The sequence below is a fragment of the Acidovorax bellezanensis genome, assembly GCF_025421555.1.
GTDB lineage: Bacteria > Pseudomonadota > Gammaproteobacteria > Burkholderiales > Burkholderiaceae_C > Comamonas > Comamonas bellezanensis.
Genome location: NZ_JAODYH010000027.1, coordinates 1 through 13,157, shown reverse-complemented (window position 1 = coordinate 13,157; position 13,157 = coordinate 1). Strand labels below are relative to the sequence as shown.

The 13,157-nt window shown below is 62.8% G+C and carries 9 protein-coding genes and 1 tRNA gene; 9 read left to right on the top strand and 1 reads right to left on the bottom strand.

Annotation, left to right across the window (positions count from 1 at the left end):
* Positions 1-12 precede the first annotated feature (12 nt).
* From N0K08_RS23040 to N0K08_RS23025, 4 genes are all read left to right on the top strand, one after another.
* Complete coding sequence (locus N0K08_RS23040; RefSeq protein WP_261502774.1) at positions 13-990, top strand: acetyl-CoA carboxylase carboxyltransferase subunit alpha; 978 nt, start codon at positions 13-15, stop codon at positions 988-990.
* A 105-nt stretch (positions 991-1,095) separates the two neighbouring features.
* Positions 1,096-2,046 (top strand): tRNA lysidine(34) synthetase TilS, encoded by a 951-nt coding sequence (gene tilS, locus N0K08_RS23035; RefSeq protein WP_261502773.1) that lies wholly within the window; start codon positions 1,096-1,098, stop codon positions 2,044-2,046.
* 91 nt (positions 2,047-2,137) lie between these two features.
* Positions 2,138-3,403, top strand: coding sequence for an aspartate kinase (locus tag N0K08_RS23030; protein WP_261502772.1), 1,266 nt, complete (start codon positions 2,138-2,140; stop codon positions 3,401-3,403).
* A 52-nt stretch (positions 3,404-3,455) separates the two neighbouring features.
* Positions 3,456-3,548, top strand: a tRNA-Ser gene (locus N0K08_RS23025).
* A 315-nt stretch (positions 3,549-3,863) separates the two neighbouring features.
* Here N0K08_RS23025 and N0K08_RS23020 read toward each other — a convergent pair.
* Positions 3,864-5,336, bottom strand: a complete 1,473-nt coding sequence (locus N0K08_RS23020) for a sensor domain-containing diguanylate cyclase (RefSeq protein WP_261502771.1) — start codon at positions 5,334-5,336, stop codon at positions 3,864-3,866.
* Between the two features lie 560 nt (positions 5,337-5,896).
* On the opposite strand from N0K08_RS23020, the gene ggt reads away from it, so the two are divergent.
* The 5 genes from ggt (at position 5,897) to N0K08_RS22995 (ending at position 12,793) form a co-directional block, all read left to right on the top strand.
* Positions 5,897-7,618 (top strand): gamma-glutamyltransferase, encoded by a 1,722-nt coding sequence (ggt, locus tag N0K08_RS23015; RefSeq protein WP_261502770.1) that lies wholly within the window; start codon positions 5,897-5,899, stop codon positions 7,616-7,618.
* A 604-nt stretch (positions 7,619-8,222) separates the two neighbouring features.
* Positions 8,223-9,554 (top strand): serine hydrolase domain-containing protein, encoded by a 1,332-nt coding sequence (locus N0K08_RS23010; RefSeq protein ID WP_408642999.1) that lies wholly within the window; start codon positions 8,223-8,225, stop codon positions 9,552-9,554.
* 251 nt (positions 9,555-9,805) lie between these two features.
* Entirely contained in the window at positions 9,806-10,924 is a 1,119-nt protein-coding gene (locus N0K08_RS23005) for a Re/Si-specific NAD(P)(+) transhydrogenase subunit alpha (protein ID WP_261502768.1), read from the top strand.
* A 58-nt stretch (positions 10,925-10,982) separates the two neighbouring features.
* Positions 10,983-11,309, top strand: a complete 327-nt coding sequence (locus tag N0K08_RS23000) for an NAD(P) transhydrogenase subunit alpha (protein ID WP_261502767.1) — start codon at positions 10,983-10,985, stop codon at positions 11,307-11,309.
* Positions 11,306-12,793, top strand: a complete 1,488-nt coding sequence (locus tag N0K08_RS22995) for an NAD(P)(+) transhydrogenase (Re/Si-specific) subunit beta (RefSeq protein ID WP_261502766.1) — start codon at positions 11,306-11,308, stop codon at positions 12,791-12,793. Before N0K08_RS23000 ends, N0K08_RS22995 begins: the two co-directional genes overlap by 4 nt.
* The last annotated feature ends 364 nt before the right edge of the window (positions 12,794-13,157 follow it).

Below are 13,157 nucleotides of genomic sequence, written 5' to 3'. Positions count from 1 at the left end.
AGGAGAATAACGTTGGTGAAAAAGAACTTTCTGGACTTCGAGCATCCCATTGCCGAGCTCGAATCCAAAATCGAAGAACTGCGCTATGTGCAGACCGAAAGCGCTGTCGACATCTCGGAAGAGATCGACCAGTTGAGCAAGAAGAGCTTGCAGCTGACGCGTGACATCTACAGTGATCTGACCCCCTGGCAGATCACCAAGATTGCGCGCCACATCGAGCGCCCCTATACGCTGGACTATGTGCGCGAAATCTTCACGGATTTCGTGGAAATGCACGGCGACCGCCATTTCTCGGACGATCAGTCGATCGTCGGTGGCCTGGCGCGCTTCAACGGCCAGCCCTGCATGGTCATCGGTCACCAAAAGGGCCGCGACACCAAGGAGCGCACGCTGCGCAACTTCGGCATGACGCGCCCTGAAGGCTATCGCAAGGCCTTGCGCCTGATGAAGACGGCCGAGAAGTTCAAGCTGCCGGTGTTCACGTTTGTGGACACGCCAGGTGCCTTCCCCGGCATCGACGCCGAAGAGCGCAGCCAGTCCGAAGCCATCGGCCGCAACATCTACGAGATGGCGCAGCTGCAGACCCCCATCATCTCCACCATCATCGGTGAAGGCGGCTCGGGCGGCGCACTGGCCATCGGCGTGGCCGACCAGGTCTTGATGCTGCAGTACTCGGTGTACTCGGTGATCAGCCCCGAAGGCTGTGCCTCGATTCTCTGGAAGACCGGTGAAAAGGCCCAGGAAGCGGCTGCGGCCATGGGCATCACGGCCCTGCGTCTCAAGGCCCTGGGCCTGATCGACAAGATCGTCAGCGAGCCCGTGGGCGGCGCGCACCGCGATCCCAAGCAGATGGCATCCTTCCTCAAGCGCGCGCTGGGCGATGCCTATCGCCAATTGACAGACCTGAGCCCCAAGGAGCTGCAGGACCGCCGCTACGAGCGCCTGCAAAGCTATGGTCGCTACTCGGACACCAAGGCCGAGAACAACTAAGCACACCGGTCGCAACGGCTGTGCATGCACACAACGGCTCCTGCGGGGGCCGTTGTTGTTGCTGGAGTCCGCAGGCGTTTGGCATGCCGCCAAGGAGAGGGAAACATGACCCAGTCGTTCGATGCCGCCATGGCTGCTTTCGCGCCGCCCCTGCCGCTGGCCGTGGCGTTCAGCGGCGGGGCTGACTCGACGGCGCTGCTGCTGGCCTGCGCGCGGCGCTGGCCGGGACAGGTCCATGCCATCCATGTCCACCATGGCCTGCAAAGCGCGGCCGACGGCTTTGTCGCCCAGTGCGAAGCGCTGTGCGCGCGCCTGCAGGTGCCGTTGGCCGTGTGCCGCGTCGATGCGCGCCATGCGGCTGGGCAAAGCCCCGAGGACGCGGCGCGGCAAAGCCGCTATGCCGCGCTGGCCGATGCCGCCTTGCAGGCCTGGCCGCAGCGTCCCATGGCCTGCATCGCGCTGGCCCAGCACGCCGATGACCAGGTGGAGACCTTGCTGCTGGCACTGTCGCGCGGCGCCGGGGTCGCCGGGCTGGCCGCCATGCCGGCCCGCTGGCAGCGCCTGGGCCTGACCTGGCTGCGCCCGCTGTTGCAAGTCGAGGGAGCGGCCCTGCGCGACTGGCTGGTGGCGCAGCAGCAGGACTGGATCGAAGACCCCAGCAACACCGACCAGCGCTACACGCGCAACCGCATTCGCGCGCAGTTGCTGCCCCAGCTGCAGGCAGCGTTCCCGCAGTTTCGCGACACCTTCGCGCGCAGCAGCCGGCACTGCGCCCAGGCCGCCGAGTTGCTGCAGGAAGTGGCGCAGGCCGACCTCGCGGCCGTGGGCTCGCCGCCGGCCATTGCCGCGCTGCAGGCGTTGAGCAGCGCGCGCCAGGCCAACCTGCTGCGCCACTGGCTGCGCAGTGTGCACAGCACCACGCCGGCCGCGGCCCAGCTCGAAGAGCTGCTGCGCCAGGTCGCCGCCTGCACCACGCGCGGCCACCAAATCCGCATCAAATTGGGGTGTGGATTTGTGGTGCGAACAGGGGCGTTGCTCGGTTGGTACAATCCCTGAGTTTTGGTCTACTTTTGTACGAAAACCGCAGGCGCGCCAAAACACCTTATTCCATGCGCCATGGCCGCAGTTTCGTCACCCTTGATATCCAATGGCACTGATCGTTCATAAATACGGCGGCACGTCGATGGGCTCACCAGAGCGCATCCGCAATGTCGCCAAGCGCGTGGCCAAGTGGGCGCGGGCCGGCCACCAGATGGTGGTGGTGCCCAGCGCCATGAGTGGCGAAACCAATCGCCTGCTCGGCCTGGCCAGTGAGCTCGCACCCGCGCGCCCTGAAGCCTCCTATTACCGTGAGCTCGACATGCTGGCCGCCACAGGCGAGCAGGCATCGTCGGCCCTGCTGGCCATTGCCTTGCAGGCCGAAGGCATGCCTTCGGTCAGCTATGCAGGCTGGCAGGTGCCGGTGCGCACCGACAGCAGCTTCACCAAAGCCCGTATCGAGTCGATCGACGACCAGCGCGTGCGCGCCGATCTCGACGCCGGCCGGGTGGTGATCGTGACCGGCTTCCAGGGCATGGACCCTGAAGGCAACATCACGACGCTGGGTCGTGGCGGCTCCGACACTTCTGCCGTGGCCATGGCCGCGGCGCTGAAGGCCAGCGAGTGCCTGATTTATACCGATGTGGATGGTGTCTACACCACCGATCCACGCGTGGTGTCGGCTGCCCGCCGCCTGTCCACCGTCAGCTTCGAAGAGATGCTGGAGATGGCCAGCCTGGGCAGCAAGGTGCTGCAAATCCGTTCGGTGGAGTTCGCGGGCAAGTACCAAGTGCCGATGCGCGTGCTCTCGAGCTTTACCCCCTGGGACATTGATCTGGCCGAAGAAGCCCAATCGGGCACGCTGATTACTTTTGAGGAAGACGAAAAAATGGAAAAGGCCGTCGTATCCGGCATCGCGTTCAACCGCGGCGAAGCCAAGATCTCTGTTCTGGGCGTGCCTGACACCCCAGGCATTGCCTACCGCATCCTGGGCCCCGTGGCCGAAGCCAACATCGAAGTCGATGTGATCCTGCAAAACATCAGCAAGGACGGCCTGGCCGACTTCAGCTTCACCGTGAGCCAGGGCGACTTCCAGCGCACCATGGACTTGCTGCAGAACAAGGTCGTGCCAGAACTGGGCGCCAAGGAAGCCGTGGGCGACCTGAACATCTGCAAGGTCAGCATCGTCGGCATCGGCATGCGCAGCCATGTGGGCGTGGCCAGCACCATGTTCCGCACCCTGAGCGAAGAGGGCATCAACATCCAGATGATCTCGACGTCGGAAATCAAGACTTCGGTCGTGATCGACGAAAAGTACCTGGAATTGGCCGTGCGCGCCTTGCACACTGCCTTTGGTTTGGATAAAACTGAGTAATTTCGCGTTTTTTGCCGAGCAGGCAAAAAACTCGGGTTAGAATCGCTTTATTGGAAACGTGACCGAGTGGCCGAAGGTGCTCCCCTGCTAAGGGAGTATGGGGTGTAGAGCCTCATCGAGGGTTCGAATCCCTCCGTTTCCGCCAGGACTTAAAGCCCTGAGTGATTTATCACTCAGGGCTTTTTCCTTTTCCGGACCCGCTTTCTGGAAGTCATCCCTCCCTCGCGGTTTTCCTCGCCTTGGATGGGGCGTCTATCGCCGCGCTCACGGTCCGCTTGCAAATGAGTTCCAACCCTCCTCGCAAGTGGATCATGATGTTGTGCTGTGACTTGGGCGCCAGCAGCTCATGCAGCGTTCATGACCATTGCATTGCGAGCGGCTGCGGCAATGTGAACACGCGCGCCACGCAAGTCAAAGCCAGCTCTCACTCCCCCGGGCTTGGTTCGACAAGGCCCGCCAGCTAAACGGCCGTTCGTACACGCCGCTTGCCAGCAACTTTAGCGCTGTACATCGCCTGATCGGCCTTGCGCAACAACGTATCCGCGTCTTTCGCGGTGCCTGGGAAGTGGGATATGCCAACGCTGGCCGACACCTCAGCCCGATGTTCCCCCAGAACATAGGGGCGCGAGATCAACTCCACCAACTGAGTGGCGAATATGCGCGACTGTTCCAGATTCGAATGGATCAACGCCACAGCAAATTCATCCCCTCCAAGTCGTGAGCAGATGTCAGATGCCCTGCAGGCCGAGGCAATGCGCTGAGACACTTCGCGCAGAAGCTGATCACCGGCCGCGTGGCCGAGCGTGTCATTCACAGCCTTGAATCCATCCAGGTCGATGAAAAGGATGCAAAGCTCTTCGTGGTTGCGTTCGCAAAGTGCCAAATGCTGGGCGATGGACTGATGAAACAGCGTGCGATTGGGTAGCCCCGTGAGGCCATCGTGGTGTGCGTCGTACTGGGACTTTCGAAGCAAAGCGGATGCCTGCAAAAGCGCCTCACGCATGGAGTTGGCTTCCTTGAAGTGCAATAACGGGATATCCAATTGGGCACCTGAAACCATATCCACCGCTGGCTGGGTCAATGCGGTGATGGAGCTGGCCACCCGTCCGCCCACGAACCACGCCAGCCACAATCCTAGAGCGAGCGCTCCGAGGGTCGCCAGAACCAATCGAAGCAAATTCTGGCGCAGCCCTCCCGTCAGTTCTGCCTTGGGAATACCCATGGCAACGCCCCAGCGCGAGGCCGACGATTTGCTGAATGCCGTCAGTACCAGAAGGCCGTCAAGCGTGACAGATTCCAGACTGCCTTCGTTGGATGCCAGCATGCGCGAGAGCAAGGCCGGAGCGACGGACTTGCCAAGATACTTCTCAATCTCGTGCGATCGAGCCACGACCTTGTTGTTGCCGTCTGTGATGGCTACGCGCCATGTCTCGGGGAAGGCATTGGCCTGCAACAAGAGCATTAATTGCTGGTGTGTATAGGTAGCGTGGAGTGAATAGATGACGGAGTCATGGAGCTTCACAGGTACGCCGACGCTGAAGATGCGTTGCTTGGTGATCGGTCCCACAAAGAGGTTTGAAACAACAGGCTTTTCCGTTTCCAGAATCCGTGTCAAGAGCGTGGGGTCCGGCACCTTGGGAAGCGGACGACCAAATGGAACGTGTGTGGACAGCAGAATCTGACCAGATCTATCGAGAACCAGAATGCTGTCCGCCCGTACGTTCGCCAGCGCCTCCAGCGCGCGATGGTGAAACCCTTCCAGATCACCCGTTGCCAAACGGTGCGAAGTGCTCAGCGCGAGAAGCGCTGATTGAGCCGCGGCAAACTCTCTGTCCACCGCAAGGACCAAGGCTTGCGCTCGGTTGACCGCGCTTTTGGCAAGCTGAATCTGCTCACGCTCGTAATAGCTGAGGAACAAAAGTGCCGCAACCATAGAGATCGGAAGAACGCACAGGACGACCAACAGAGCCAGTGTTGCGCGAATGCTGGGAGCGCCTTTGACCAGGAGTCCCAACCAACGATGAGACGAAGACGCTGGGCCTTGAGTCGGGTGTGAGAATTCCATTCTGGGTCCTGCGTTGTTTGCACGTATTGCAGATACTTTTCCAGCGTCTGGGGTGGTCTCGGCGATTGGATAAGTGAGGAACCCAATGCCTACCTTATTGGCTGGCGTGACCTAATAAAAATACAAACGGCTTTTACACCTGATACGAACGCGTATGCAACAGTATCTCTCGCAGATCGAGTTGCTGGAAGAGTAGTTCTCAGGCACCAGCGGCGATTCCCTCTGCGATAAGGCTCTCCCGGCAGCGCGAGGCGATGTCGCTGCGTGACTTCCACGAGCGCAAGGAGAGCGGAGGTGGCGAAATCCTCACTGGACTCCGCGGGCATGCATACCTAGAGTTCACTGCGCGAAGTGTGCCGCATGTGAGCCCAGTTCGCGCCAGCCAATCTGGCATACACCACGTCCGTGGAAACAAGGGAGACAGACAAATGGCGACATTCCATCTTGGAAACATCAGCCGGCGCGGCCTCATCGCGTCGGCCCTGCTGGCTGGACTCGTAGGTTGTGGCGGTGACGACAATGCCCCAAGGCTGACCGCCGGTGCGGTGTCCTCTCCCAATTCGTTTGGTGCCCAAGCGGCCAAACAGATCTTGGACCTCGGGGGTAATGCCGTGGACGCAGGCGTGGCCGTGGCCTTTGCGCTCGCCGTGACGCTTCCCTCCGCGGGCAATATCGGCGGCGGCGGCTTCATGACCATGTACATGGAGGGCAAGCCATACTTCATCGACTACCGGGAAAAAGCGCCCGGTGCCGCCACGCCGACCATGTACCTGGACGCCAAAGGCGATGTGATCCCGCGCCTGAGCCTGGATGGCTCGCTGGCGGCCGGCGTGCCCGGCACCGTCGCGGGCATGCAGGCCGCGCATGAGAAGTTCGGCCGGCTCCAGTGGAGCGAAGTGCTGGCGCCGGCTATTGGCTATGCCCGCAATGGTTTCGTCGCCTATGCCACGGCGGATGCCACCTCCACGCCCAGCCGCGTGAACTTCAACAACTACTTCGGCGGCAAGATGGTCAAAGGCCAGCTGTTCAAGCAGCCCGAGCTGGCCGACACCTTGCAGCGCATCAGTGCCAACGGCGCCGACGAGTTTTACAAGGGCAAGACGGCCGACCTGCTGGTGGCGCAGATGGGGCGCACCAGCGGTCTGATCTCCAAGGCCGATCTGGCGAACTACAAGGCCGTGTGGCGCGACCCCGTCGCCATCAACTGGAATGGGCACATGGTCTACACGGCCCCGCCGCCGAGCTCGGGTGGCTTCGGTATCGGCCAACTCCTCAAGATGAAGAGCTTTCTGGCGCCGCAGTACGCCAGTGCACCGCTGAACTCCGCGCAATACATGCACCTGACGGCCGAGATGGAAAAACGCGTCTTCGCCGACCGCGCGCAGTACCTGGGTGATTCGGACTTCTTCAAGGTGCCGATGAAGGAACTGCTGGCCGATGACTATCTGCGCCGCCGCGCGGCCGAAGTCAATCCGCTGGTGCCCACGCCTTTGGCCAACGTCAAGCCAGGCTTGGGCACGGACTTCCCGGCAGCGGCATCGGCCGTCGAGAAACTGCAGACCACGCACTTCTCCATCGTCGACAAGTGGGGCAATGCGGTGTCCAACACCTATACGCTCAACGGCGGCTATGGCAGCGGCATCGTGGTCGAAGGCGCGGGCTTTCTGCTGAACAACGAGATGGACGACTTCGCCGCCAAACCCGGCGTGCCGAACCAGTTCGGGGTCGTGGGTTCCGATGCGAATTCGGTCCAGCCCAACAAGCGTCCGCTGTCGTCCATGAGCCCGACGATTGCCACCAAGGATGGCAAGGTCGCCCTGGTGCTGGGCACGCCCGGCGGTTCGCGCATCTTCACCAGCGTCTATCAGGTGCTGGTGGATGTGCTGGACTACAAGCTGCCCATCGCCGAAGCCCAGGCCCAGCCACGCTTTCACCACCAGCTGCTGCCGGACAACGTCATCGAGTACGAGGCCGGCAAGTACCCTGACTCCGTCATTGCCGACCTGGCAGGACGCGGCTGGATCATGAAGGCCGGTGTGAGCGGTGGACTCAACATCGAGGCGGTTCAGGTCGTGGGCGACACCCCGGTGCCGGTCACCGACCCGCGCAGTCCGAACGGCCTGGCGCTGGTGGTGCTGCCTGTGCGCTGAGACAGGCCCATACGACGGTGGCTTAGGCCGGAGCGAAGCAGCCCTGTTTCGCGCCGGCCAGGGGCAGGGGCGCCGTCAGCAGCGCAGCCTGAACTGGTGGCAGGGCCACGCGGGTCGCTCTGGATGGGCGAAGTCTCCACCGTGCGACCGCCCTTGCAGGGTCCTTGGGAGTAGCTGTTGCCGCAGCGCAGCGCCCTGTGGCCGTAAAGCGTCGGGCCGCAGTAGTCATGCGTCCCCGCCGCGGCGCGGCCTATGATGGCAAGGTCTTTACGGAATGAGCCCATGGCGTGTTGTGACCTCTTGCGCGCGCAAACACTCGTTCGTTGCCATCGCAATGTGCTTCAGCGCGGTCCCGACAAGGACCTTCCGATGGCCCGGCTGCGGGCGATCTGAACCGCTGGTCCGTGCGTCCCGGCATCGAACGCGGCACCCAGGTTTCGGGCGAGCGCACGCTCTTTGGTGATTTGCCCTGCAAGGCTCCGGAAGGCGTGGGCTTCGATCCCGACCGCCACTGGGGGGAGTTCTATATCAAGTCTTCGATTCGCGGCGCATGCCTCCCGTCGCCGACCCGCGTTGCTGTTTTTACATTGGAAGGAACTCCGCCATGAAATCTTTTGTTCCCCGCAAGACCACCGCCGCGGCCTTGCTGTCGCTGGCGCTGGGAGCGACAGCCCCCGCACACGCCGCGCAGGCCGAGCCCTTGGACGCGGCGGCCAGCGACCCGGCCAAGCTCGGCTGGATGGTGGGCGCGCCGCCGCCGCCCGACAAGCAGCTGCGCTTCGACGACGGCAGCTACTTCCAGTTCCCCGCGATGCGCTGGAGCGTTTCGCACTTTCGCCAGCTGATGCCTACGGTCAACGTCTCCCGCGGCGTGGGCGCGCCCGTACCCTTGCCGCGTGCCATGCGCAAGGATCTCGATGCCGTGCGCTTCGTGCCGCTGGGTGCGAAGTCGTCCATGACCTGGGAAGAGTCGCTGGCTGCCAACTACACCGACGGCATCGTGGTGCTGCACCGGGGGAAGATCGTCTACGAGCGCTATTTCGGCGTACTCAATGAGCGCGGCCAGCATGGCGCGATGTCGGTCACCAAATCCGTCACCGGCACGCTGGGCGCGATGCTGGTCGCCGAAGGCCGCCTGGACGAGAACAAGCGCGTAGCCGAGTATGTGCCCGAGCTGGCGTCTTCGGCCTTCGGCAATGCCACCGTACGCCAGGTGCTGGACATGACCACCGGCCTGCAATACAGCGAAGACTATGCCGATCCGAACGCGGATGTCTGGATCTACTCCCAGGCCGGCAGTCCCTTGCCCAAGCCCAAGGATTACACCGGTCCGCGCAGCTACTACGAATACCTGCAGACCGTGCGCCCGCAAGGCCGGCATGGAGCCGCATTCGGCTACAAGACCATCAATTCGGACGCCCTGGGTTGGATCATTGCGCGCGCCACCGGCCGCAGCGTGGCCGATCTGCTGTCCGAGCGGATCTGGAGCCGTCTGGGCGCAGAGCAGGATGCCTATATGACCGTGGACTCCACGGGAACGCCTTTCGCGGGCGGCGGGCTCAACACCGGTCTGCGCGATCTCGCGCGCTTTGGCGAGCTGCTGCGCAACAACGGCCGCTTCCAGGGGCAGCAGATCATTCCCAAGGCCGTGGTCGACGATATCCGTCGCGGGGGTGACAAAGAGGCTTTCGCCAAGGCCGGCTACGACCTGCTGCCCGGCTGGAGCTACCGCAATATGTGGTGGGTCACCGACCATCCCGATGGCACTTTCATGGCCCGGGGCGTGCACGGCCAGCGCATCTATGTGAACCCGCAGGCGGGCGTGGTCATCGCCCGCTACGCCTCGCACCCCGTGGCCAGCAATTCGGCCAACGACCCGACCACGCTGCCGGCGTTTGATGCGCTGGCGCAGCACCTGATGAAAAAGCCCCGCTGACGTCGGCGCGCCACAGGCCGGCGCCATGGCGCGCAGGCCTACGGCGATTCACAGGTCGCCGGGTAAGATGTTCGCGACGCAGTGGGTGAGGTGATTTTCCGTACGCAGGCCCTTCAGGGCCCGTACGGGGTTTCGCTGCATCTGCCACCGAAGTCATTGCGCAAAACTCCAGCCAAAAGCCAGAAGACAAGGCGCGCGCCAGCCATAAGGCCGGCGATGCGTTGAAGAAAAACAACTTGAGAGGACAACCAATGCTGATAGGTGTACCCAGCGAGACGGTGGCGGGCGAGACCCGCGTTGCCGTGACTCCGGAGACAGTCAAGAAACTCATTGCGCAGGGGCATCAGTTGCGCGTCGAATCCGGTGCCGGCCTGGCCGCCAGCGTGACCGATGCCGCCTATGCCGCCGCAGGCGCGGAAATCACCGATACCGCAGGCGCCTGGGGCGCTGATTTGCTGCTCAAGGTGCGCAGCCCCTCCGAGGCCGAAGCGCCGCGCTTGCGCGCCGGCGCCACCCTGGTCGGCATGCTCAACCCGTTTGATGCGCCAGGCCTGCAGCGGCTGGCCACGGCAGGCATCACCGCCTATGCGCTCGAAGCCGCACCCCGCACCACCCGTGCGCAAAGCATGGACGTGCTGTCCTCGCAGGCGAATATTGCGGGCTACAAGGCCGTGATGATCGCGGCCAACGCCTACCAGCGCTTTTTCCCCATGCTCATGACCGCTGCCGGCACCGTCAAGGCAGCGCGGGTCGTGGTGCTGGGGGTGGGCGTGGCGGGCTTGCAGGCCATTGCCACGGCCAAGCGCCTGGGCGCGGTGATCGAAGCTTCGGACGTGCGTCCCTCCGTCAAGGAGCAGGTCGAGTCGCTGGGCGCCAAGTTCATTGACGTGCCCTACGAAACCGCGGAAGAAAAGGAAGCCGCGGAAGGCGTGGGTGGCTACGCCCGTCCCATGCCGCAAAGCTGGCTCGATCGCCAGAAGGCCGAAGTCGCCAAGCGCGTGGCCCAGGCCGATGTGGTGATCACCACCGCGCTGATCCCGGGCCGTGCCGCCCCCGTGCTGGTGACCGCGGAAATGGTCCAGGCCATGAAGCCCGGCTCGGTGATTGTCGACCTGGCCGCGGCCCAGGGCGGCAACTGCCCCTTGACCGAAGCCGGCCAGACCGTGCTCAAGCATGGCGTCACGCTGGTGGGGGAAACCAATCTGCCGGCACTGGTGGCGGCCGACGCGTCGGCGCTTTACGCGCGCAACGTGCTCGACTTCCTCAAGCTCATCCTGACTCCGCAAGACGGGCTCAAGGTCGACCTTGAAGACGACATCGTCGCCGCCTGCCTGATGGCCCACCAAGGTCAGCTGCTGCGCAAGGCCTGAGCGCCTTGGCGCAGGCTACTTCCTTTTTTTGCATCCTCTTCCATTACCTGGAGGTTCCATGGACGCTGTCTCCCCGACACTGATCAATCTCATTATTTTCGTGCTGGCCATCTACGTGGGTTACCACGTGGTCTGGACCGTCACGCCTGCGTTGCACACACCGCTGATGGCGGTGACCAACGCGATTTCCGCCATCGTCATCGTGGGCGCCATGCTGGCCGCGGCACTCACTGAGACCACCCTGGGCAAGACCATGGGTGTGCTGGCCGTGGCCCTGGCCGCGGTCAACGTGTTCGGCGGTTTTCTCGTCACACGCCGCATGCTGGAAATGTTCAAGAAGAAGGAACGCAAGCCCGCCGCCAACACCGAAGGAGGCGCGCAATGAGCATGAACCTCGTTACCTTGCTGTATCTGGTGGCCAGCGTCTGCTTCATCCAGGCGCTCAAAGGCTTGTCGCACCCGACCTCGTCGATCCGCGGCAACGCCTTCGGCATGGCGGGCATGCTGATTGCCGTGCTCACCACGGGCGCACTCATCGTGCAGCTCGCGGGTGGGGCGGTGCTCGGCCTGGGCTGGGTGCTGCTCGGCCTGCTGGTGGGCGGCACGGCCGGCACCATCATGGCCCAGCGCGTGGAAATGACCAAGATGCCCGAGCTGGTGGCCTTCATGCACAGCATGATCGGCCTGGCCGCGGTATTCATTGGTGTGGCTGCCGTGGCCGAGCCCTGGGCTTTCGGCATCACGTCGGCACCCGTCGCGGCCCTCCTGGGGGTGAGCACGCCCGTGGGCTCGGTGCTGGTGGACGGCATGGTCGTGCCCGCCATTCCTTATGGCAACCGTCTGGAGCTGTTCCTCGGCGCCGCCATTGGTGCCGTCACGTTCAGCGGTTCGGTGATTGCGTTTGGCAAGCTCTCGGGCAAGTACAAGTTCCGTCTGTTCCAGGGGGCGCCGGTGCAGTTCAAGGGCCAGCACATGCTGAACCTGGCACTGGGTCTGCTGACCGTAGGCCTGGGGCTGGTGTTTGTCGCGACCGAAAGCTGGACGGCATTCTTCGCCATGCTGGCGCTGGCCTTTGTGATGGGCGTGCTGATGATCATCCCCATCGGCGGCGCCGACATGCCGGTGGTGGTGTCCATGCTCAACAGCTACTCGGGCTGGGCTGCGGCGGGCATCGGCTTCTCGCTCAACAACAGCATGTTGATCATTGCCGGTTCGCTGGTGGGCAGCTCGGGCGCGATCCTGAGCTACATCATGTGCAAGGCCATGAACCGCTCGTTCTTCAGCGTGATCCTGGGCGGCTTTGGCGCGGAAGCGACCACGGCCATGGGGGGCGCCAAGGAGCAGCGCCCGGTCAAGACGGGCAGCGCCGACGATGCAGCCTTTGTTCTGGGCAATGCTGAGACCGTGATCATCGTGCCTGGCTATGGTTTGGCAGTGGCGCGCGCCCAGCATGCGGTGAACGAGTTGGCGGAAAAGCTCACTCACAAGGGCGTCAAAGTCAAATACGCGATTCACCCGGTGGCAGGGCGCATGCCTGGCCACATGAACGTGCTGCTGGCCGAAGCCGAAGTGCCTTACGACCAGGTGTTCGAGATGGAAGACATCAACGGCGAGTTCGGTCAGGCGGATGTGGCCATCATTCTGGGCGCCAACGACGTGGTCAACCCTGCGGCACACACCAAGGGCAGCGCCATTTACGGCATGCCCATTCTGGAAGCCTACCGGGCCAAGACGGTGATCGTGAACAAGCGCAGCATGGCCGCTGGCTATGCGGGCCTGGACAACGAACTGTTCTATATGGACAAGACCATGATGGTGTTCGGTGACGCCAAGAAAGTGGTCGAGGACATAGGCAAGGCCCTCGAGTAAGGGCGCGGTAGTCGCCATGCCCCGCCGGCGCCCGCCAGGGCGCCGGCCTCTCGCCGCAGGCGAGGGCAGGGGGAAATGACAAAATGATGAAAATTGTCCCTCAAGGGCTTTTCTCTGTGCTACATTTGCGTTCCGCTTTGAACACGGCCCTCCCGGAAACGGCAGGCTGAAAGTGAAGCGGAAAAAGTTGGCCTTGTTTGCCAGGTCGGTCAAAAAACCGGGCTACAATGCAAGGCTGCGCTGCTGAAACAGTTGTTTAACTGAATCGACAGCAAGAAACTTAAAGTTGACAGGGTCTTTAAAACTGTTGTAGAATTCGAGGCTCAGCTGATCGCAGCGAGTCCAGCAAGAAGATCAAACTTCT

Bases quoted from the DNA above. Each gene is read 5' to 3' on its own strand.
- tilS (WP_261502773.1), top strand. From the start codon at position 1,096: ATGACCCAGTCGTTCGATGCCGCCATGGCTGCTTTCGCGCCGCCCCTG.
- N0K08_RS23030 (WP_261502772.1), top strand. From the start codon at position 2,138: ATGGCACTGATCGTTCATAAATACGGCGGCACGTCGATGGGCTCACCA.
- N0K08_RS23020 (WP_261502771.1), bottom strand. From the start codon at position 5,336: ATGGTTGCGGCACTTTTGTTCCTCAGCTATTACGAGCGTGAGCAGATT.
- ggt (WP_261502770.1), top strand. From the start codon at position 5,897: ATGGCGACATTCCATCTTGGAAACATCAGCCGGCGCGGCCTCATCGCG.
- N0K08_RS23010 (WP_408642999.1), top strand. From the start codon at position 8,223: ATGAAATCTTTTGTTCCCCGCAAGACCACCGCCGCGGCCTTGCTGTCG.
- N0K08_RS23005 (WP_261502768.1), top strand. From the start codon at position 9,806: ATGCTGATAGGTGTACCCAGCGAGACGGTGGCGGGCGAGACCCGCGTT.
- N0K08_RS23000 (WP_261502767.1), top strand. From the start codon at position 10,983: ATGGACGCTGTCTCCCCGACACTGATCAATCTCATTATTTTCGTGCTG.
- N0K08_RS22995 (WP_261502766.1), top strand. From the start codon at position 11,306: ATGAGCATGAACCTCGTTACCTTGCTGTATCTGGTGGCCAGCGTCTGC.